Source organism: Micromonospora sp. L31 (assembly GCF_052068075.1).
In the GTDB taxonomy this organism is placed as follows: domain Bacteria; phylum Actinomycetota; class Actinomycetes; order Mycobacteriales; family Micromonosporaceae; genus Micromonospora; species Micromonospora purpureochromogenes.
Genome location: NZ_JBQHDC010000001.1, coordinates 947,901 through 967,211 on the forward strand (window position 1 = coordinate 947,901; position 19,311 = coordinate 967,211).

Here is a 19,311-nt window from a genome sequence, read left to right on the forward strand (position 1 = left end):
GGGCTCAGCCCGGTAGGCCGGCCGCCGCGTCGATCAGCCAGCGCGAGATGGAGTACGCCGGCGGCAGCTCCGCCGGCAGCGCGTCCACCGGGAACCAGCGCGCCTCGGTCAGTTCCCGCCCGTCCACCATCGGCTCGGCGGACGGGTCGGCAACGGTGGCGGTGAATCCGGTCAGCAGCGTCCCCGGCCCGGACATCGCCCACGGCTGGCTGCCGAAGTAGGCCAGCCGGTCGACGGTCAGCCCGACCTCCTCGCCGACCTCCCGGCGTACCGCCGCCTCCAGCGTCTCGCCGGCCTCGACGAACCCGGCGACCAGCGCCCACAGCTCCGTCGGCCCGTACGCGTGCCGCACCAGCAGCAGTTCGTCGGGGCCGCCGGCCGGGCCGGGGCGGGTGATCGCGGTGAGCACGGCGGCGGAGAGCCGCATCGGCACGTACAGGTCGCAGCCGGGGCACCGCCGGGCCGTCTCGCCGGGCACGTCGGCCAGTTCGGCCCGGCACGCCCCACACCACCGGTGGGTACGCCGCCAGGTGACCACCGCCAGCGCCCGCCCGGCCGCCGTGGCGAACGGCTCCGGCAGCTCGGCGGCGAGCGACCGCCAGCTCCGCCAGCGCCCCCACGACTCCGCGGCCTCGGCGCTGTCGACCGCCCACACCGGTACGCCGTCCAGCGTGCCGACCGGTATCCAGTCGGTGTCGGCGGGCAGCTCGCCGACTCGGGCGAACCGCCCCTCGGCGCGGGTGAGCACCCGGCGACCGGAGACCGGCAGGGCCAGGTCGCCCGGCGAGGGCGGGGCGGCGCGGTCCGCCCCGGAGAGGAACCCGCCGCGAACGGGCGTCGCCGACGCGGCGGGTGGCACCGGTTCCCCGGCTGCGGACGCCCCGGGGGCGGTCGGGTCAGCGGTCTGGGCGGGCGCTCCGGCCGTGGACGCCCGTTCGGCGGGAAGGCCGGGGGGCGGCGCGGTCACGAGGTGGCCGGTCGGTGGTCCACCACGCCCGCGCCAGACGGCACGTCGAAGGCGGCCGGGTCGACCGTCTCGGTGTAGCGGGTCAGCGCCACCTCGGTCGACGTGCCGTCGAGGGTGCCGGTGAAGCTGCCCAGCAGCCCCTCGGTGGTGACGCAGGTGGTGAAGTCGCCGGCCGAGCGCCGCACGTCGACGCAGGTGGCGTGGTGGCCGGCCACGGTGGTGTCGCTCTGGGTGACCTGGGCGTCCGGGTCGAGGGCGGCCTCGGTGAGCAGCGCCATCACGGCCGGCGGGGTGACCAGTCCCCGCTTGTCCGCCTCGGTGTAGACGACCACCGACGGCTTGCCGGCGGTCAGCTCCGGCGGCAGCACGGTGCAGGCGGTCCGGCCGCCGGCGTTCTCGCACCGGGTGACCGCATCCTGGGTCACCGTGATCTTGCCGTCCGGCCAGGTGTAGGCGGAGCGCAACGGCTCCTGCGTCTGCGCGATCGAGGCCGTCCGCCCGCCGGCGAACCGGTAGTCCGCGGCCCAGGTGCCGGTCAGTGCGCCGTCCAACCGGGCGGCCAGGTCGTTGACCAGGTCGGCCCGGCCCAGCGCCCGGCCGGCGTCGTCCAGGGTCTGGCATCCGGTCACCGTGAGCGACGCGGCGACCGACACGGCCAGCACGCGGAGGGTGGTCGATACGGCGGGCATGGCGACCAGCGTGGTCGATCGGGTCCACCCGACGCAAACCCGTTGCCGGTTGAGGCCCGAGAATCCGGGAATGTCCGTCTCACCCCGCACGCCGGTGGGCATCCGGGGCGCGGGACGAACGGCGGGCGACGACGTGCGGCCGGCCGTCGCCCGATACGCTGCGTTCAACACCTGCCCCAGCCGCACCGTCGCGGCCCATACCGGATTCGCACACACGAACGAGGAGCGACTCAGTGGCAACCATCGAGGGAATCGTCGCCCGGGAGATTCTCGACTCGCGGGGCAACCCGACGGTCGAGGTCGAGGTCGGGCTCGACGACGGCACGATCGCCCGCGCCGCGGTGCCCTCCGGCGCCTCCACCGGCGCCTTCGAGGCGATCGAGCTGCGCGACGGTGACTCCGACCGCTACCAGGGCAAGGGCGTCGAGAACGCGGTCGCCAACATCGAGGACAAGATCGTCGACCAGCTCATCGGCTACGAGGCGAGCGAGCAGCGGCTGATCGACCAGAAGATGCTCGACCTCGACGGCACGGACAACAAGGCCGAGCTGGGCGCCAACGCCATCCTGGGCGTCTCCCTGGCGGTGGCGAAGGCCGCCGCCGGCAGCGCCGAGCTGAGCCTCTTCCGCTACCTGGGCGGCCCGAACGCGCACCTGCTGCCGGTGCCGATGATGAACATCCTCAACGGTGGGGCGCACGCCGACTCCAACGTCGACATCCAGGAGTTCATGATCGCGCCGATCGGCGCGCCCAGCTTCCGCGAGGCACTGCGCTCCGGCACCGAGGTCTACCACGCGCTGAAGTCGGTGCTGAAGAAGAAGGACCTCTCCACCGGCCTCGGCGACGAGGGCGGCTTCGCCCCGAACCTGCCGACCAACGCCGCCGCGCTGGACCTGATCGCCGAGGCGGTGGAGAAGGCCGGCTACCGGCTCGGCACCGACATCGTCTTCGCGCTCGACGTGGCCGCCACCGAATTCTTCGACAACGGCACCTACACCTTCGAGGGCAGCGCGAAGTCCGCCGAGGAGATGAGCAACTACTACACCAAGCTCATCGGCGACTACCCGATCGTCTCCATCGAGGACCCGCTGTCCGAGGACGACTGGAGCGGCTGGGCGACCCTGACCGCGGCGATCGGCGACCGGATCCAGATCGTCGGCGACGACCTCTTCGTGACCAACCCGCAGCGCATCGCCCGGGGCATCGCCGAGAGCGCCGCCAACGCGGTGCTGGTCAAGGTCAACCAGATCGGTTCGCTGACCGAGACCCTGGACGCGGTGGACCTGGCCCACCGGGCCGGCTTCAAGTGCATGATGAGCCACCGCTCCGGCGAGACCGAGGACACCACCATCGCCGACCTGGCCGTCGCCACCGGCTGCGGCCAGATCAAGACCGGCGCCCCGGCCCGCTCCGACCGGGTGGCCAAGTACAACCAGCTCCTGCGGATCGAGGAGGAGTTGGCCGACGCGGCGCGGTACGCCGGCGCGGGCGCGTTCCCGCGTTACCGTTCGGCCTGACCCGCTGAGCCTCGGGGGAGGGGTGTGACGATGCAGCAGCGCCGCACACCGGGCGGTCAGCGCCCCGCCCGTCGACCGACCGGTCGGCCGGGCGGGGCCCGTGGCGCCCGGCCGACCGTGCGCGACGGCGGGGTCCGCGCCGAGCCGCGGGCGGCCGCCGGCCGGGCGCGGGGCGCCGAGGGCGTACGCTCCGCGAGCCGTCCCGCCGCCGCCCGTCGTACGGCGGCCGGCGGCACCATCAAGCGGCTCACCGCACCCCACCCCCGACGCTTCACCGGGCGGGCCACCGTGCTCTTCGCGGTGCTGATCGCGCTCGCCCTGGCCTACACCTATCCGGTCCGGGTCTACCTCGACCAGCAGGTGGACATCGAGCGGTTGGAACGCTCGCAGGCCGCCCAGCGGCAGGAGATCTCGAAGCTGTCGGCCGAGGCGGCGAAGTGGCAGGACCCGGCGTACATCGAGATCAAGGCCAGGGAACGGTTCTACATGGTCCGGCCGGGCGAGACGCCGGTGATCGTGCTGAACGACCCGGAGGGCGCGGCCCGGGACGCCAACGCCGGCAAGCCACCGGTCCCGCCGAAGACCCCCGACCCCTGGTACGACACGCTCTGGTCCAGCGTGCGGGCGGCGAACGGCGAGCGCCCCGAGAAGTGAGCACCACCCGAGCACCGAACGAGAGATGGGCACCGTGACTGTCGTACCACCGCAGGAGCCGGCGGCGGACTCCGTACCCCTGCCGCAGCGGGAACCGGCCACCGAGGCCGACCTGGCCGCGGTGGCCGCGCAGCTCGGACGCCCGCCGCGCGGCACCCGGGCGGTGGCCCACCGGTGCCCGTGCGGGCTGCCCGACGTGGTGGAGACGACGCCGCGGCTGGCCGACGGCACGCCCTTCCCGACGCTGTTCTACCTGACCTGCCCCCGCGCGACGGCGGCGTGCAGCCGGCTGGAGTCGGCCGGGCTGATGAAGGAGATGGCCGACCGGCTCGCCGAGGACCCGGAGCTGGCCGCCCGCTACCGCGCGGCGCACGAGGACTACCTCGCCCGGCGGGAGGCGATCGGCCAGGTGCCGGAGATCGCCGGCATCTCCGCCGGTGGGATGCCGGGCCGGGTGAAGTGCCTGCACGTGCACCTGGGGCACGCGCTCGGCGCCGGGCCGGGGGTCAACCCGTTCGGCGACGAGACGCTTGAGCTGGTGGAGAAGTGGTGGGCGGCCGGGCCGTGCGTGGACGTGCCGGCGGAGTGAGATGAGCGCCGCCGACGAGATCGTCGTACGCCGGGCGCGCACCGGTGACGTGCGGGGCATCCGGCGGCTGGTCGACACGTACACCGACGACCGGCGGCTGTTGAGCAAGGCCACCGTCACCCTCTACGAGGACGTGCAGGAGTTCCGGGTCGCGGTGACCGGCGACGGCACCGTGGTCGGCTGCGGCGCGCTGCACGTGATGTGGGAGGACCTGGCCGAGATCCGGACGGTGGCGGTGGACCCGGTGTGCCGGGGCCGGAAGATCGGTCACCGGATCGTGGGCGAGCTGATCGACGCCGCCCGGGAGCTGGGCGTCGCGCGGATCTTCGTGCTCACCTTCGAGACCCGGTTCTTCGGCGCGTTCGGCTTCACCGAGATCGACGGCGCGCCGGTGCCGCAGCCGGTCTACGAGCAGCTGCTGCGCTCGTACGACGAGGGTGTCGCGGAGTTCCTGGACCTGGAGCGGGTCAAGCCGAACACACTCGGCAACACCCGGATGCTGCTGCGGCTGTAGTCGGTGCGCCCTCGGCGTGCTGCCGGGCCACGCCCTCCGGATGCGGCCACGCCGTCGAGGGTGATACCTCAGAGGCATCAAGATGACTCTCAGGTATCACCCTCGACGAGGTGATGCCGCCGACGGCGACCGACAGGTCGGGACCGCGGGGCTGCCGTAGGGTTGCTGCCGTGACGACGCGTGTGGCCGCCATCGACTGTGGGACCAACTCCATCCGCCTGCTGGTCGCCGACCTGCCCGACCCGTCCGCCGGGGCGCAGGCGCCGCTGCTCGACCTGACCCGCCGGATGGAGATCGTCCGGCTCGGCCAGGGCGTCGACCGGACGGGGCGGCTCGCCCCGGAGGCGATCGAGCGGACCCGGGTGGCGCTGGCCGACTACGCCGCCGAGATCGAGAAGCTGGGCGCGGAGCGGGTGCGGATGTGCGCCACCTCCGCCTCCCGGGACGCCGCCAACGCCGGGGACTTCCGGGCCATGGTCGAGCAGACCCTCGGTGTCGCGCCCGAGGTGGTCACCGGCGACGAGGAGGCCCGGCTCTCCTTCACCGGCGCGGTCCGGGGGCTGCCCGCCGACGCGGAGCCGCCGTACCTGGTGGTCGACATCGGCGGCGGCTCGACGGAGTTCGTCGTCGGCACCCGCGAGGGCGGGGTGCAGGCGGCGATCTCGATGGACATCGGCTGCGTCCGGATGACCGAGCGGCACCTGCACGGCGACCCGCCCACGCTGGACGAGATCGCCGCCGCGCAGGCCGACATCACCGTCGCGGTGGACCGCGCGCTCGAGGCCGTCCCCGGCCGCCAGGCCGCCACGCTGGTCGGCCTCGCCGGGTCGGTCACCACCGTCGTCGCCATCGCCCAGGGCCTCACCGAGTACGACCCGGAGCGCATCCACCACGCCCGGGTGTCGTACGACCGGGTGGCCGACGTGACCGCCGACCTGCTGGCGAAGACCCGCGACGAGCGGCTGGCCGTCCCGGTCATGCACCCCGGGCGGGCCGACGTGATCGGCGCGGGCGCGCTGGTGCTCCGCGTGATCATGGAGCGGGCCGGCATGCCGTCAGTGGTCGCCTCCGAACACGACATCCTCGACGGCATCGCCTGGAGCCTCGCCCCGCAGGACCAGCGTCAGTAGTTCACCGCGTCGGCTGGCGCCTCCAGTCCGACCACTGCCCGCGCCCGTCCCCGGAGCCGCCCGCCAGCGAGCCGGCCCGGTCCGAACGATCGGGCCGGTCCGCACCGCCGGTCCCCACCAGTTCCGGCTCCGGCGTCGGGTGTGGCGTGCCCAGGCCGAGACCGTCCACGCCGAGTGGGCGGTCCCGTCCCGCTGCGGGCGGGATGATCTCGTCCGGTACCAGCGCGGCGGGTGCGTCGGCGGCGGGCTGCGGCCAGCGCTGCCAGCGGCGGATGCTCACGACCCCGACGAGCAACAGCGAGCCCACCAGCAGTGTCGTCCCGGTCCGTACCGGGGCCGCCAGGTCGACCTGGCGGCCGTTCAAGGTCAGTTTGTGGTCGAGCAGGCTCATCAGCGCGGCCGGGCGGATCAGTAGGCCCAGGTAACTGGCCGAGTAGACCAGCCCGGTCAACGCCGCGCCCAGCGGGGAGATCCGGAGCGTGGCGATGAGCCCGAGCAGGATCCCGGCAGCCGCCAGCACCAGGGCGGGTCGCACGAAATCACTGCTGTCCAGCGCGCCGCCATCCTGTGCATTGGCGAACGCCTGTGCTGATCGATCCTGGCCGAGGGCGAACAGGATCCAGGCCAGCGGACCCACGACGGCTGCGGTGATCACGGTTCGGATGTGTCGCATCCGGGCAAGGTACCGATCTTGCTCGTGGATCAGCAGGCCAGCTAAGCGAAACTTAATTCGACGGATTGAACCGCGGCGAGGGCGTTGACGGTACTACGCAATCCGCACTACTCTCGAATCCGTGGATACCACACAGCTCCTGAAGGGTGTGCTCGATCTCGCCGTGCTCGCCGTGCTCAAGGACGAGGACGGCTACGGTTACGACATCCTGCGCCGGCTCCGCGAGGCCGGTCTCGACGAGGTCGGCGACGCCTCGGTCTACGGCACGCTGCGCCGGCTCTTCGGTGCCGGCCTGCTCACCACGTACGTGGTGCCCAGCGAGTCCGGGCCGCACCGCAAGTACTACGCGCTGAACGCCGCCGGCCGGGACCAGCTCACCCGCTCCGGCAAGACCTGGCGCTCGTTCGCCACCACCATGGACACGCTGCTCGACGATCGGGGGATGGCGGCATGACCGTCACTGGGCAGGAGATCACGGACTACGTGGAACGGGTGCGGGCCGCGCTGGCCGACCTGCCGCCGGCGGTCCGCGAGGAACTGACCGAGGACCTGCCGGAGCATCTCGCCGAGGTCGCCGCCGAGGACGGCGGCTCGCTGGTCGAGCGGCTGGGCGAGCCGGAGGCGTACGCGGCCGAGCTGCGTGCCGCGGCCGGCGCGGGCGAGCGGTCCGCCGGCCGACTCGGCCTGGAGCAGCGATTCGGCGCCGTCGCGGGCCGGGTCCGCGGCCGGCTCTCCGGCCTGGACACCCGGCTCGGCCCCCCGCTCGGGTACGCCTCGGCGAGCGAGTTCCTCCGCCTGCTCCGTCCGGCATGGTGGGTGCTGCGCGGCTACCTGACGGCGTCGCTGCTGGGCGCGATGACCGGCGCGCCGCTGGCCGTGGTACCTCGGGTGGGCAGCAGCGCGATGGCCGGGCTGGTGCTGCTGGTCGGCTGCGTGCTGGCCTCGATCTGGCTGGGCCGCCGGGCCGGCGAACTGCGCCGCTGGCCGCGCCTCCTGCTGCGCGCCGGCACCCTGGTGCTCATCGTGTTCGCCCTGGCCGCCCTGGTGCAGGTGGACGAGCGGGCCCGCTGGCACGGCGACTACGGCTACGACCCGATCTCGGTGCGCAACCCGTACGACGAGGTGCAGGACGTCTACGTCTACGACAGCGAGGGGCGGCTGGTGGAGAACGCCCGGCTCTTCGACCAGAACGGCACCCCGATCCGGCTCGGCTGGCCCTCCTGCGCCGACCCGGCCCTGCCCGACGTCAACCCGGTGCAGCGCGGCTACCCGTACTGCCCGGAGCAGGCGCCGTTCCGGCCCCGCCCGCCGGCCCAGGTGCCGGTCCCGCCGGGCACCGCCCCGACGTCCGCCGCACCTTCGGCCACCGCGACGCCGACCGGTGCCGCACCGACGCCGACCGTCAGCGCACCGGCGCCGACCGGGGGCGCACCGGGCCCGACGGTGACCGCGCCGGCCGGGCCGACCGCTCCGGCGCCCGTCCCGACGAGCTGAGGATCGATCCTGGGAAATAGCTGAACGGATGAGGGGAACGGGACAGCGCATCTCGATCTTGGTGGCTACCAAGATGCGGGCCAGTGCTCCGCCGTTTAGGGGGAAGGCCCGCGCGGGTGGGCCTTCAGGCCCGAGCGTGCTCTAACCGGGACGTTGTTGCTGCTCGATGTACTGGCGCAGGACGGTCAGGGGTGCGCCGCCGGGGGAGCCGGCGAAGTCCGAGGCTGACCACAGCTTGTTGGCTCGGTAGTAGTGGCGGACCAGGTCGGGGAACTCGTGTCGCATCCGCCGTGAGGACATGCCCTTAAGGCTGTTGACCAGCTTTGACAGGGCCACCTCGGGCGGAAAGTTGACCAGCAGGTGTACGTGCTCGCCCTCGCCGCTGAAGCACGCCAGCAGGCGCGTGAGGCAGGCGAGGCGTACCTGTCGGATGGTGACCTGTCGAAGCGGGTCATCACCCAGGCCAAGCAGACGCCTGAGCGGGCGTGGCTGGGCGAGGTGTCGGCGGTGGTACTCCAGCAGGCCCTCGCGGACCTTAACGTCGCGTACCGGAACTTCTTCACCTCGATCAGTGGCAAGCGCCAGGGCCGCAAGGTCGCCCCGCCGAGGTTCCGGTCCCGCAAGGACAACCGGCAGGCGATCCGGTTCACCGCGAACGCCCGGTTCAAGGTGCTCGACAACGGCCGGCTCAGGTTGCCGAAGATCGGCGACCTTGCGGTGCGTTGGTCCCGGCATCTGCCGGCCGCACCAACCTCGGTCACGGTCATCCGGGACGCGGCTGGTCGGTACTTCGCCTCGTTCGTTGTGGTCGCCGCCGACGACCCGCTGCCTCCGGTCGACGCCGAGGTGGGCATCGACCTCGGGTTGACGCACTTCGCGGTCCTGTCCAACGGCAAGAAGGTCGCCGCCCCGAAGTTCTTGCGTCGGGCGGCCCGCAAACTGCGCCGGCTGCAGCGGGATCTGTCCCGAAAGCAGCGGGGCAGCAACAACCGCAGGAAGGCCGTCGTCAAGGTCGCCCGCGCGCACGCTCGGGTGGCCGACACCCGGCGGGACTGGCAGCACCAGCTCTCGACACGGATCATCCGCGACAACCAAGCGGTGTACGTCGAGGGACCTGTGCGTCGTCGGTCTCGGCCGGACCCGGCTGGCCACATCGGTGCACGACGCGGGCTGGGCGCAGTTCGTGCAGATGTTGGAGTACAAGGCCGCCCGGCGCGGGCGGACGTTCGCAAAGACCAACCGGTTCCTGCCCACGTCGCAGACATGCTCGACGTGCAGCCGGATCGACGGACCCAAGCCGCTGTCCGTCCGGTCGTGGACCTGCCCGTGCGGGGCCGTCCACGACCGGGACGTCAACGCGGCCAGAAACATACTCGCGGCGGGACGCGCCGAGAGCCTAAACGCCTGTGGAGCGCAGGTAAGACCGGCACCCCTGCCGGCACCGCGCCGAGAAGCAGGAATCCGCCCCGACGCTGCGCGGTCCACGCGCAGCGTGGAGGGAACCTCCGTCCCTTAGGGCGGAGAGATCGTCAAGTCTTCTACAACATCGCCCCGGGCGGCAAGGGCTACCTGCTTTGCCTGACCAGGAAGGCCTGACCGGCCGGGACCACGAGGGCCGGATCGGCCTCGGCACGACCGTCGGACGGCGGCGCGGGAAGCCCCCGCGCCGCCGTCGTCGTACGCCGGTTCACCATGCGGTGAACGGGAGGTATATGCCACTGTTCTCGCGTCTTCCCGGCGCGCTCACGGCGTGGCAGGCTACCGGCACGTAGGACCACTGGGCGACCAGCCAACGATGACTGACCGCTAGGAGGACGGCCGATGGGCGAGATGGTGAGCTACGCCAGCAACGGTGGGACGAGCGAGGGGTATCTCGCGATACCCTCCGGCGGTGCGGCCAGCCCCGCGGTCATCGTCATCCAGGACTGGTGGGGTCTGGTGCCCCACATCCGGTCGGTCGCGGACCGCTTCGCCGAGGCGGGCTTCGTCGCCCTCGCCCCGGACTTCCGGCACGGTCAGCCGGCCAGCAAGCCGAGTGAGCCCCGGCAGATGCTGAACAGCGCGCAGATGGACGAGGCGGCGGCGGACATCGCCGTCGCGGCGGACTACCTGGCCGGTCGTCCCGAGGTCACCGGCAAGGTCGGCTGCGCGGGTTTCTGCGCGGGAGCCAGCCTGGCCCTCTGGGCGGCCAGCCGGTCCGAGCGGATCGTCGCCACCGCCGCCTTCTACCCGCGGCTGCCGTGGGAGGCGATGCGCTCCGAGTGGAGCGACTACGCCGGCAAGGCGGCGGTCATCCACTGCTCCGAAGCGGACGGTCTCTCCGCCGCGGACGGCGTACAGACCGTCCGCCGGGCCATCGAGACGGCCGGCGGCACCTGCCAGACCTACGACTACCCGGGCACCGCGCACGCGTTCTTCAACGAGGACCGGCCGGAGAACTTCGACCAGCGGGCCGCCGCCACCGCCTGGGCGCGCACCCTGGAACTCTTCCGGGCCAAGCTTGGCTGAGCCCCGTACCCCCGTGGAGGTGGTCGCCCGCGCCGCGCGGGCGACCGACCTGGCCGACCTCGACGGCGCGGTCAGCAACTGCTTCGCCTGCCCGCGCCTGGTCTCCTGGCGGGAGGAGGTCGCCCGGACGAAGCGGGCGGCCTTCCGCGAGCAGCACTACTGGGGTCGCCCGGTGCCCGGCTTCGGCACGCCGGACGCCCGGATCGGCATCCTCGGGCTGGCCCCGGCCGCGCACGGCGGCAACCGCACCGGTCGGATCTTCACCGGCGACCGGTCGGGCGACGTGCTCTTCGCCGCCCTGCACCGCGCCGGCCTGGCCAACCAGCCGACCAGCGTGGCCGCCGACGACGGGCTCACGCTGCGGGACACCCGGATCTTCGCCGCGGTGCGGTGCGCGCCGCCGGACAACAAGCCCACCCCGGCCGAGCGGGACACCTGCGCGCCGTGGCTGCACCGCGAGGTCGGGCTGATCCGGCCCACCCTGCGCGTCGTGGTCGCGCTGGGCGCCTTCGCCTGGGCAGCGTGGTGGCCGGTGCTGCGCGACGTGTACGGCGTCCGCCCGCCCAGCCCGCGACCGGTCTTCGGTCATGGGGCACACTGGTCCGGGACGGCCGCCCCCGAGCTGCTCGGTTGCTACCACGTCAGCCAGCAGAACACCTTCACGGGACGGCTGACACCCTTGATGCTGGACGACGTGTTCGCCCGGGCGAAGCAACTCGCCGGGGTGGACTAAGGCTGCGTGGGGCGGTGGCGATGGACCTCGGCGTGCTGCGCAGGTGGTGGCCCGTCCTCGCGGTGACCCTCCTGCTGGCCGCCGCGGCGCTCGCCGCCGGGCACTCCTCGATCGGCGCGAGCCGCATCCCGCCCGCCGCCAAGCAACTCCCGTACGTCCCGGACTACCCCTCCGCCGCGCCGGCCCCCTCCATCCCGATCGAGCCGCGCGCCGGTGCCGAACGCACCCAGGCCGACATCCCGCAGTGGATCGCGACCGCGGCGATCGTCCTGCTGGGCCTGGCCATCCTGCTCGCCCTCGGCTACCTGGCCTGGACGCTGATCCGGGGCGCCCTGCGCCGCACCACCCGGGCCGTCCCGGCCGCCCGCGCCCGGCGTACCGCCGAGGGCACCGCCCGCGAGGTGGTCGCCGCCCTCGACGCGGGCCTGGTCGAGCTGGACGACGCCGACACCGACCCGCGTACCGCCGTGATCGCCTGCTGGGTACGCCTGGAGGAGGCCGCCACCGAGGCCGGCGTGCCGCGGCGTACCGGGGACACCCCGACCGACCTGGTCACCCGGCTGCTGCGGGGCGACCCGGCCGCCGGGGTGCCCGCCATCGCCAGCGCCGACGTGCTGGACTCCTTCGCCCACGTCTACCGCGAGGCCCGGTACGCCACCCACACCGTGGACGCCCGGATGCGCGACCAGGCCCGGGCGGCGCTGCGCCGGCTGCGCGGCGAACTGACCGCCCTCGCCACCGCCGCCGAGGAGGTGCCGGCGTGAACGCGCGACCCGTCGAGCCCCGGGCGGTGCGGTCATGACCGAGCGCACCGGCCTCGACGATCTGCTCACCTTCGAGGAGGAGCCGCCGCCGCGCGCCGGCCGGCAGCGCGGCGGCCGGGGCCGGGCGGTGCTGCGTACCCTCGCGGTCGCCGCCGCCGTCACCGCGGTGGTCCTCGCCGTCCTGCGCGCGGTCGGCCTCCAGGTCTCGATCTGGATCGTGGTGGCCGGCGTGCTGGCGGTGCTCGCCGTCCGCCGGGTCACCGCCGGCCTCGCCCCGCCGCCCCCGCCCCGCGCCGGCGGCCGGGCTCCGGCCGGCGAGGAACCCGGCTCGTACGACTGGGGCGCCCGGGACGCCCTGCGGACCGCCATCAACGGGTGGGAACGACCGCTGGACTGGTCCTCGGGCAACCGTAAGCGGTTCACCGAGCGGATCCTGCCGCGGCTGGGCGAGCTGGCCGACGAGCGGCTGCGCCAGCGCCACGGCCTGACCCGCGAGTCCGACCCGGCCCGCGCCCGCACCCTGCTCGGGGAGCCGCTGTGGACGTTCCTCAACACCCCCTCCCGCCGCCCCCCGTCGCCGCGCGACCTCGCGGCGATCGTTGCCGAACTGGAGAAGATCTGATGAACGACGTGGATCGCAAAAGCATCCCCGCCTCGGAGGTAGGCCACCTGGCCCGGGCGGTGCTGGACGCGGTCGGTCAGGTCGTGGTCGGCAAGCGGGAGTCCCTGGAGCTGGTCCTCGCCGGCATCCTGGCCGGTGGGCACGTGCTGCTGGAGGACCTGCCGGGGCTGGGCAAGACGCTGACGGCGCGGTCGTTCGCGCAGGCCCTCGGCCTCGACTTCCGCCGCCTCCAGTTCACCCCCGACCTGCTGCCGGCCGACGTCACCGGCTCCTTCCTCTACGACCAGCGCAGCGGTGACTTCTCCTTCCGGGCCGGCCCGCTCTTCACCAACCTGCTGCTCGCCGACGAGATCAACCGGACGCCGCCGAAGACCCAGTCGGCGCTGCTGGAGGCGATGCAGGAGAAGCAGGTCTCCGTCGAGGGCGTCACCTACCGGCTGGACGAGCCGTTCCACGTGCTCGCCACCGCCAACCCGATCGAGTACGAGGGGACGTACCCGCTGCCCGAGGCGCAGCTCGACCGGTTCCTGCTGCGGGTGTCGTTCGGCTACCCGCAGCGCGAGGAGGAGTGGGACGTGCTGCGCCGGCGGATGGCCCGCCGCCGCGAGGAGGCCGAGATCAAGCCGGTGGTGGACGCTGCCACGCTGCGCGCCATGCAGGCCGCGCTGGAGGACGTGGTGGTGGAGGACTCCGTCGGCCGGTACATCGTCGACCTGACCGCGGCCACCCGCGAGCACCCGTCGGTGCTGGTCGGCGCCTCCCCGCGCGGCTCGCTGGCGCTGCTGCTGCTGGCCCGCGTCCGGGCGGTCTTCGCCGGCCGCGACTACGTGGTGCCGGAGGACGTCAAGGAGGTGGCCGCCCCGGCGCTCGCGCACCGGATCACGCTGCGGCCGGAGATGTGGCTGCGGCGGGTCGATCCGTCCTTCGTGGTCGGTGAGGTGCTGGAGCAGACTCCCGCCCCGGCCAGCGGCGCGCTGCCCAGCTACGCGGCCGGCCGGCCGGGGCGCTGACGACCGTGCCCACCGACGAAGCGGCGGAGCCGACGGCGGGCTGGGCGCCCACCTGGGCGCTGGGCCGGGCGGTGCTGCTCACCGGGGTGCTGCTGATCGCCGCCGTGCTGCTCGGCCGGGTCGACCTGGTCGTGCTCGCCGCGCCGTTCGCGCTCGGCACCGCGTACGCGCTGCGCCGCCGGCCCACCGCCGCGCCGCAGGTGGAGATCCTCGCCGACGACGCGCACCTGGTCGAGGGCGGCGCGATGGCCGGCACGGTCAGCGTCGGCAACCCGGACACCGTGGCGTACGACGTGGCGGTGGTACGGGCCCGCGTCTCGCCGTGGCTGCGGGTCGAGCGGGTCGGCTTCGGCGGTGCCGGCGTGGACGTGCGCCGCTCCGGCGGCGCGGACCGCCCCTTCGTCACCTCGATCCCCACCGGCCGGGCCGTCGACCTGGAGCTGTCCGGCACCGCGCTGCGCTGGGGGCGGCACCCGATCGGCCCGGCCGGCGCGCGGGTCGCCGCCGCCGACGGGCTGCTCGTCTCCCGCGCGGTGATCACCGACCCGGTGCGGATGCGGGTCTACCCGGAAACCGAGCAGTTCGAGGCGGTGGAGGCGATGCCCCGGGCGGCCGGGCTGGTCGGCGCGCACCACTCGCGCCGCCCGGGCGAGGGCGGCGAGCTGGCCGGCGTCCGGGTCTTCGGGCCCGGCGACCGGCTGCGCCGCATCGACTGGCGGGTCTCCCTGCGGGCCCGTCAGCTGCACGTGGCGGCCACCCTGTCGGACCGGGACGCCGAGGTGGTGGTCCTGCTCGACGTGCTCGCCGAGGCGGGCCGCTCGGGCGGGGTGAAGGGCACCGCGTCCGTCTTGGACACCACCGTCCGGGCCGCCGCCGCGATCGCCGAGCACTACCTGCACCGGGGTGACCGGGTGGCGATGCTGGAGTACGGGCCGGCGGCCCGCCGGCTGCGCCCGGCCACCGGCCGCCGGCAGTACCTGACGGTGCTGGAGTGGCTGCTCGACGTGCGCGCCGAGGCCTCCCCGCACGAGCCGTACGACCAGGTCTTCGGGCCGCAGGTGCTCTCCGCCGACGCGCTGGTGGTGGTGCTCACCCCGCTGCTGGACGAGCGGTCCGCGCAGATGCTGGCCCGGCTGGCGCGGGGCGGTCGGTTCGTGGTCGCGGTGGACACGCTGCCCACCGACCTCGCCCCGCCCGGCGAGCGGGGCTGGGCGCCGGTGGCGTTCCGGCTGTGGCGGCTGGACCGGGACACGATGATCGCCCAGCTGCGCGAGCACGGCGTGCCGGTGGTGCGCTGGGCCGGCGCGGGCAGCCTGGACCAGGTGCTGCGCGACGTGGCCCGGCTGGCCACCGCCCCAAGGGTGGGCGCCCGGTGAGCGCGAGGAACGCAGCGCAGCGGAGTCCCGCAGTCGCGAACGAAGGCGAGCACCGGTGAGCGCGAGGAATGCAGCGCAGCGGAGTCCCGCAGTCGCGAACGAAAGCTGGCACAGATGAACGCGGTCACCGAGCGGGTGCGGGCGTTGCGGGCGGCGGCGAACCGGGTGAGCCTGGCGCCGCTGCTGGTGCGCGCCGGCATCTTCCTCACCGTGCTGGTCGGCCTGCTGCTGGCGTACCCGGTCGAGATGTTCTCCGCGCGGGCGCTGCTCGCCCTCACGGTGGTGGCGGTGCTGCCGGGGGTGGCCCCGCGCCGGGGGTGGCCGACCTTCGCCGCCCTGGTCACCGTGGGCGGCTGGGTGATCGCCTCCGCCGGGTACGACCGGCCGATCGCGCTCTGGCGGCTGCTCGCCGTGGCCGCCGCCCTCTACCTGGCGCACACCCTCTGCGCGCTCGCCGCGGTGCTGCCCTACGACGCCGTGATCGACCCGGATCTGGTGCTGCGCTGGCTGAGCCGGGCCGGCGTGGTGATCCTCGCCACGGCCGTGGTCGGGGTGATCCTGGCCTGGCTGGGCGAGATCGGCGGGGGTGCCGGTTTTCAGGCGGCGACGGTGGCCGGACTGCTGGTGGCGGTGGGGTTGAGCGGGCTGCTGGGCTGGCTGTTGCGTCGCGGATAGCGGGACGGCTCCGGGACGTTGCGCAGGTCACAGGGGTTGTGCTCCGTCACAGAAGGGGGTCTCGGACGGGATTACCCGAGCCGCCCGGGGAAAGATAGATGACGTGAATCCGAAGCGGATCCTTGTCGTGGGTGCCGGGCACGTCGGCCTGTACGCCGCTCTGCGCCTGTCCAAGAAGCTGAGCTCCCGTGAGGCCGAGGTCGTCGTCGTCGACCCGCAGCCGCACATGACCTACCAGCCGTTCCTCCCGGAGGCGGCGGCCGGCAACATCTCGCCCCGGCACTCCGTGGTGCCGCTGCGGCGGGAGTTGCGCCGGTGCAAGGTCGTGGCGGGTGCGGTGACGCGGATCGACCACGACCGGAAGACCGCGGTGGTGCAGCCGATCAGCGGACCCACCCGGGAGATCCAGTACGACCATGTCGTGCTGGCCCCCGGCTCGGTCTCCCGGACGCTGCCGATCCCGGGCCTGCACGAGCACGGCATCGGGTTCAAGACCATCGGCGAGGCCATCTACCTGCGCAACCACGTGCTGGACCGGCTCGACGTGGCGGCCGCCACGCCGGACCCGGCAGTCCGTCGCTCGGCGCTGACCTTCACCTTCGTCGGCGGTGGTTACGCCGGCATCGAGGCGCTCGCCGAGATGGAGGACATGGCCCGGGACGCGCTGCGGTACTACCCGGAGCTCAAGCCCGAGGACATGCGCTGGGTGCTGGTCGAGGCGACCCAGCGGGTGCTGCCCGAGGTCGATCGGGACATGGGCGCCTACACCGTCCAGCAGCTGCTCAAGCGCAACATGGACATCCGCCTGGACACCCGGCTGGAGTCCTGCGTCGACGGCGTGGTGAAGCTCTCCGACGGCGACACTTTCCGCTCCGACACCATCGTGTGGACGGCTGGCGTGAAGCCGTCGCCGATGCTGGACGCGACCGACTTCCCGCGTGACGAGCGCAAGCGGGTCACCTGCCTGCCGACGCTGCAGATCGTCGACGGCGACCGGGTGGTCGAGGGCGCCTGGAGCGCCGGCGACTGCGCCGCCGTGCCGGACCTGACCAAGGAGCCGGGCAACTACTGCTCGCCGAGCGCCCAGCACGCGGTGCGTCAGGCGGCCCGGATGGCCGACAACATCGCGAACGTGATCCGCGGTCGCGAGCCGGTCAACTACAAGCACAAGCACGCGGGCAGCGTGGCCAGCCTCGGTCTGCACAAGGGCGTGGCCCAGGTGTACGGCGTGAAGATGACCGGCTGGCCGGCCTGGTTCATGCACCGGACGTACCACATGAGCCGGATCCCGTCGTTCAACCGCAAGGTCCGGGTCGTGGTCGACTGGTCGCTGGCGTTCTTCCTCAAGCGTGAGGTGGTCGCCCTCGGCCAGCTGCACGACCCGCGCGAGGAGTTCGCCGAGGCGTCCCAGCCGGTCGGCGCCGGCCGCCCGGTCTGATCCCGTTCACGACGAAGGCCCCCGCCCGGCACGGGAGGGGGCCTTCGTCGTCGTATCGGGGGGCCAGGTCAGACCCGCCAGGTCCAGGCGTCGGCGATCCGGGTGCCCGGGCCGTAGAGCTGCACCAGGGTGCGGCGCAGGCTCTCCGCGTGCGGGGCGTCGTCGGTGACCGCCACGCAGGAGGCGCCCCAGAAGTCGGCGTCCGCCCGGGCCTGCCGGCGCTGCTCGTCGCCGATCACCGGCTCGTCGCCCCGCCGGGCCACGTCGGCCAGCAGCGCCGAGGTGGGCTGCTTGTAGGTGCCCATCGCGGCGGTCCCGTCCCGGCCGTACGGGCCGATGAAGAAGCCCTCCGGGATGCCGAACGCCCCGTCGGCCGCCGCCGCCCAGCGCATCGGCCAGGGCTCCTTGGGGGTGGCGGCCGGCACCGGCACCAGCACCCCGCCGGGGCGTACGCACTCGCGCCAGTGGCCGCCGGTGATGAACTCGGGCAGCGCCGGGCGGTCGGTCGTCGGCAGGGGAGCGGGGAAGACGGTGAGCAGGGCCGCCCCCACCGCGGCGGGGACCAGCCGCCGGCCCCGGCCGGGCCGCCGCAGCGCGCGGTCCACCGCGAGCACCAGCAGCGTCGCGGCCAGCGGCAGCAGGGTCAGCCCGAACCGCATCGGCAGCGCGCCGTCGATCACCGGCAGGCCGGCGAGCAGCGCGTACGGCCCGGGCACCGCGGTGCGGGTGCCGTCGTGCACCACCTCGGGGCCGAGCGACAGCGCGCCCATCGCCAGCGCGCCGGCGACGCACGCGACCACCACCGGCCGGCGCCCCAGCCAGAGCGCGCAGCCGGCGGCGACCAGCAGCAACGGCAGGCCGAGGAAGGTGTTGTACTCGGCCGGGCCGGTGGTCAGCCGGGACGACGAGTCGCTGCCGACCACCGACAGCGGAGAGATGGTCCACCAGCTGCGCAGGTCGGCCGAGAAGTAGTGCGGGCTGAACATGCCGTCGGCCACGCCCTGCGGCCCGGCGAACTGGAACCACAGCGGGTAGCCGAGGACGAGCAGGGACAGCCCGGCGGCGAGCATCAGGCCGCCGGCGAAGCCGGGCAGCGCCCGGCGCAGCAGCTCGCGGTCGGTCATCGCGTACGCCACCGCCATCACCAGCAGGGTGACCGCGGTGAGGAAGAGCACCTCCTCGCCGATGAAGACCTGTGCGGTGACCGCGGCGGCCAGGCCCAGCGCCGAGGTGACCAGCCGCCGGCGGTCCGGCCCGTCCAGCGACGCCGGGCCGGGGTCGGCCGCGCGGAGCATCCGCACGACCAGCCAGACGATCACCGGCACCAGCCACTGGGCGGTCATGTGCAGGTGGCTGTTGGACTGGGACACCATGCCCGGGCCGAAGCCGCACAGCCCGGCGCCGAGCGCCGCGGCGAGCCGGTGGGCGCGCAGCGTACGGGTGTAGAGCAGGTACCAGGCGACGGCGGTGCCGGCCAGGTTCACCCCGGCCAGCAGGGCGAAGGTGACCGGCGCGCCGAAGAGCAGAGTGACCGGGGCGAGGAGCACGCCGAGCGCGATGACCGTGGTGTTGGTCATCAGGTTCACCCCGTCCGGGCTGTTGAGCCGGTCGGTGAGCAGGCCGAAGTCGCCGAGCACGGCCCGCGAGTCGACCGCCAGGAACCACTCGTAGAGGGTCTGGTCCTCCGGGTTGAGCGCCAGCACCCGGCCGGTCGGGTCCGGCCAGAGGCCCTGGGTGAGCCAGCCGGCGAGCAGCGCGAACGCGAGGCCGACGAGCAGGCCGGTGCGGTGCCGGGCGACGGACGCCCGCCAGCGGGTGGCGCGGGAGCCGGGCGTGGCCGGCTCGGCGAGGCCGACAGCCAGGTCGGGGTCGGCGTCGGACGCCGTACGGGCTGCGCTGGTCACGGGCTCGACCCTAGTGCGGCACCCGTGACGGGGTACGCCGGGTCGCCGGTGAAC

General features: G+C 73.8%; 21 protein-coding genes and 1 pseudogene. 17 read left to right on the forward strand and 5 right to left on the reverse strand.

Going from position 1 to position 19,311, the window contains the following annotated elements:
• Window positions 1–4: 4 nt before the first annotated feature.
• The gene (gene nudC, locus ACTMS9_RS04645; RefSeq protein WP_441164200.1) at window positions 5–859 is read right to left on the reverse strand and encodes an NAD(+) diphosphatase; all 855 of its coding nucleotides are present in this window, start codon (window positions 857–859) and stop codon (window positions 5–7) included.
• Between the two features lie 104 nt (window positions 860–963).
• The gene (locus ACTMS9_RS04650; RefSeq protein WP_441164201.1) at window positions 964–1,656 is read right to left on the reverse strand and encodes a hypothetical protein; all 693 of its coding nucleotides are present in this window, start codon (window positions 1,654–1,656) and stop codon (window positions 964–966) included.
• A gap of 233 nt (window positions 1,657–1,889) precedes the next feature.
• On the opposite strand from ACTMS9_RS04650, the gene eno reads away from it, so the two are divergent.
• From eno to ACTMS9_RS04675, 5 genes are all read left to right on the forward strand, one after another.
• Window positions 1,890–3,173 carry a phosphopyruvate hydratase gene (gene eno / locus ACTMS9_RS04655; protein ID WP_441147201.1) on the forward strand — a complete coding sequence of 428 codons (1,284 nt, stop codon included), beginning with the start codon at window positions 1,890–1,892 and terminating at the stop codon, window positions 3,171–3,173.
• A 30-nt stretch (window positions 3,174–3,203) separates the two neighbouring features.
• Window positions 3,204–3,827: an FtsB family cell division protein gene (locus ACTMS9_RS04660; RefSeq protein ID WP_441147199.1), complete on the forward strand. Its 624-nt coding sequence runs from the start codon at window positions 3,204–3,206 to the stop codon at window positions 3,825–3,827.
• 34 nt (window positions 3,828–3,861) lie between these two features.
• A complete protein-coding gene (locus ACTMS9_RS04665) occupies window positions 3,862–4,416 on the forward strand; it encodes a DUF501 domain-containing protein (RefSeq protein ID WP_441147197.1) in 555 nt (184 codons plus the stop codon).
• 1 nt (window position 4,417) lies between these two features.
• Window positions 4,418–4,930 carry an amino-acid N-acetyltransferase gene (locus ACTMS9_RS04670; protein WP_154939489.1) on the forward strand — a complete coding sequence of 171 codons (513 nt, stop codon included), beginning with the start codon at window positions 4,418–4,420 and terminating at the stop codon, window positions 4,928–4,930.
• A 182-nt stretch (window positions 4,931–5,112) separates the two neighbouring features.
• On the forward strand, window positions 5,113–6,060 hold the full coding sequence (locus ACTMS9_RS04675; RefSeq protein WP_441164436.1) for a Ppx/GppA phosphatase family protein: 948 nt from the start codon (window positions 5,113–5,115) through the stop codon (window positions 6,058–6,060).
• Between the two features lies 1 nt (window position 6,061).
• Here ACTMS9_RS04675 and ACTMS9_RS04680 read toward each other — a convergent pair whose 3' ends face one another.
• Window positions 6,062–6,733, reverse strand: a complete 672-nt coding sequence (locus tag ACTMS9_RS04680; protein ID WP_441164202.1) for a hypothetical protein — start codon at window positions 6,731–6,733, stop codon at window positions 6,062–6,064.
• Between the two features lie 121 nt (window positions 6,734–6,854).
• Between ACTMS9_RS04680 and ACTMS9_RS04685 the strand changes: the two genes are divergently transcribed.
• Window positions 6,855–7,187 carry a PadR family transcriptional regulator gene (locus tag ACTMS9_RS04685; protein ID WP_441147193.1) on the forward strand — a complete coding sequence of 111 codons (333 nt, stop codon included), beginning with the start codon at window positions 6,855–6,857 and terminating at the stop codon, window positions 7,185–7,187.
• On the forward strand, window positions 7,184–8,227 hold the full coding sequence (locus tag ACTMS9_RS04690; protein WP_441164203.1) for an HAAS signaling domain-containing protein: 1,044 nt from the start codon (window positions 7,184–7,186) through the stop codon (window positions 8,225–8,227). Before ACTMS9_RS04685 ends, ACTMS9_RS04690 begins: the two co-directional genes overlap by 4 nt.
• Before the next feature lie 141 nt (window positions 8,228–8,368).
• Here the strand turns inward: ACTMS9_RS04690 and ACTMS9_RS04695 are convergent, their stop codons facing one another.
• Entirely contained in the window at window positions 8,369–8,563 is a 195-nt protein-coding gene (locus ACTMS9_RS04695) for a transposase (RefSeq protein ID WP_441164204.1), read from the reverse strand.
• A 30-nt stretch (window positions 8,564–8,593) separates the two neighbouring features.
• On the opposite strand from ACTMS9_RS04695, the pseudogene ACTMS9_RS04700 reads away from it, so the two are divergent.
• The 10 genes and pseudogenes from ACTMS9_RS04700 to ACTMS9_RS04745 form a co-directional block, all read left to right on the forward strand.
• Window positions 8,594–9,277 (forward strand): annotated as a pseudogene (locus tag ACTMS9_RS04700) (RNA-guided endonuclease InsQ/TnpB family protein); the annotation flags it as partial.
• A 139-nt stretch (window positions 9,278–9,416) separates the two neighbouring features.
• Window positions 9,417–9,743, forward strand: a complete 327-nt coding sequence (locus ACTMS9_RS04705; protein ID WP_441147623.1) for a zinc ribbon domain-containing protein — start codon at window positions 9,417–9,419, stop codon at window positions 9,741–9,743.
• 305 nt (window positions 9,744–10,048) lie between these two features.
• A complete protein-coding gene (locus ACTMS9_RS04710; RefSeq protein WP_441147187.1) occupies window positions 10,049–10,735 on the forward strand; it encodes a dienelactone hydrolase family protein in 687 nt (228 codons plus the stop codon).
• A 19-nt stretch (window positions 10,736–10,754) separates the two neighbouring features.
• The gene (locus ACTMS9_RS04715) at window positions 10,755–11,468 is read left to right on the forward strand and encodes a uracil-DNA glycosylase (protein WP_210776789.1); all 714 of its coding nucleotides are present in this window, start codon (window positions 10,755–10,757) and stop codon (window positions 11,466–11,468) included.
• Window positions 11,469–11,488: 20 nt separating this feature from the next.
• Window positions 11,489–12,232: a DUF4129 domain-containing protein gene (locus tag ACTMS9_RS04720; RefSeq protein WP_280837950.1), complete on the forward strand. Its 744-nt coding sequence runs from the start codon at window positions 11,489–11,491 to the stop codon at window positions 12,230–12,232.
• A gap of 34 nt (window positions 12,233–12,266) precedes the next feature.
• On the forward strand, window positions 12,267–12,854 hold the full coding sequence (locus tag ACTMS9_RS04725) for a hypothetical protein (protein WP_441147185.1): 588 nt from the start codon (window positions 12,267–12,269) through the stop codon (window positions 12,852–12,854).
• Complete coding sequence (locus tag ACTMS9_RS04730) at window positions 12,854–13,864, forward strand: AAA family ATPase (protein ID WP_280837755.1); 1,011 nt, start codon at window positions 12,854–12,856, stop codon at window positions 13,862–13,864. Before ACTMS9_RS04725 ends, ACTMS9_RS04730 begins: the two co-directional genes overlap by 1 nt.
• Window positions 13,861–15,240 carry a DUF58 domain-containing protein gene (locus ACTMS9_RS04735; protein WP_441147621.1) on the forward strand — a complete coding sequence of 460 codons (1,380 nt, stop codon included), beginning with the start codon at window positions 13,861–13,863 and terminating at the stop codon, window positions 15,238–15,240. The genes ACTMS9_RS04730 and ACTMS9_RS04735 overlap by 4 nt, the downstream gene beginning before the upstream one ends.
• Before the next feature lie 114 nt (window positions 15,241–15,354).
• Window positions 15,355–15,915 (forward strand): hypothetical protein, encoded by a 561-nt coding sequence (locus ACTMS9_RS04740; protein ID WP_441147183.1) that lies wholly within the window; start codon window positions 15,355–15,357, stop codon window positions 15,913–15,915.
• 103 nt (window positions 15,916–16,018) lie between these two features.
• Window positions 16,019–17,353 carry an NAD(P)/FAD-dependent oxidoreductase gene (locus ACTMS9_RS04745; protein WP_441147182.1) on the forward strand — a complete coding sequence of 445 codons (1,335 nt, stop codon included), beginning with the start codon at window positions 16,019–16,021 and terminating at the stop codon, window positions 17,351–17,353.
• Window positions 17,354–17,421: 68 nt separating this feature from the next.
• Here ACTMS9_RS04745 and ACTMS9_RS04750 read toward each other — a convergent pair whose 3' ends face one another.
• Window positions 17,422–19,257, reverse strand: coding sequence for a hypothetical protein (locus ACTMS9_RS04750; protein WP_441147180.1), 1,836 nt, complete (start codon window positions 19,255–19,257; stop codon window positions 17,422–17,424).
• Between the last annotated feature and the right edge of the window lie 54 nt (window positions 19,258–19,311).

Bases quoted from the DNA above. Each gene is read 5' to 3' on its own strand.
- ACTMS9_RS04650 (WP_441164201.1), bottom strand. From the start codon at position 1,656: ATGCCCGCCGTATCGACCACCCTCCGCGTGCTGGCCGTGTCGGTCGCC.
- ACTMS9_RS04660 (WP_441147199.1), top strand. From the start codon at position 3,204: ATGCAGCAGCGCCGCACACCGGGCGGTCAGCGCCCCGCCCGTCGACCG.
- ACTMS9_RS04670 (WP_154939489.1), top strand. From the start codon at position 4,418: ATGAGCGCCGCCGACGAGATCGTCGTACGCCGGGCGCGCACCGGTGAC.
- ACTMS9_RS04680 (WP_441164202.1), bottom strand. From the start codon at position 6,733: ATGCGACACATCCGAACCGTGATCACCGCAGCCGTCGTGGGTCCGCTG.
- ACTMS9_RS04690 (WP_441164203.1), top strand. From the start codon at position 7,184: ATGACCGTCACTGGGCAGGAGATCACGGACTACGTGGAACGGGTGCGG.
- ACTMS9_RS04705 (WP_441147623.1), top strand. From the start codon at position 9,417: ATGTTGGAGTACAAGGCCGCCCGGCGCGGGCGGACGTTCGCAAAGACC.
- ACTMS9_RS04710 (WP_441147187.1), top strand. From the start codon at position 10,049: ATGGGCGAGATGGTGAGCTACGCCAGCAACGGTGGGACGAGCGAGGGG.
- ACTMS9_RS04720 (WP_280837950.1), top strand. From the start codon at position 11,489: ATGGACCTCGGCGTGCTGCGCAGGTGGTGGCCCGTCCTCGCGGTGACC.
- ACTMS9_RS04725 (WP_441147185.1), top strand. From the start codon at position 12,267: ATGACCGAGCGCACCGGCCTCGACGATCTGCTCACCTTCGAGGAGGAG.
- ACTMS9_RS04730 (WP_280837755.1), top strand. From the start codon at position 12,854: ATGAACGACGTGGATCGCAAAAGCATCCCCGCCTCGGAGGTAGGCCAC.
- ACTMS9_RS04740 (WP_441147183.1), top strand. From the start codon at position 15,355: ATGAACGCGGTCACCGAGCGGGTGCGGGCGTTGCGGGCGGCGGCGAAC.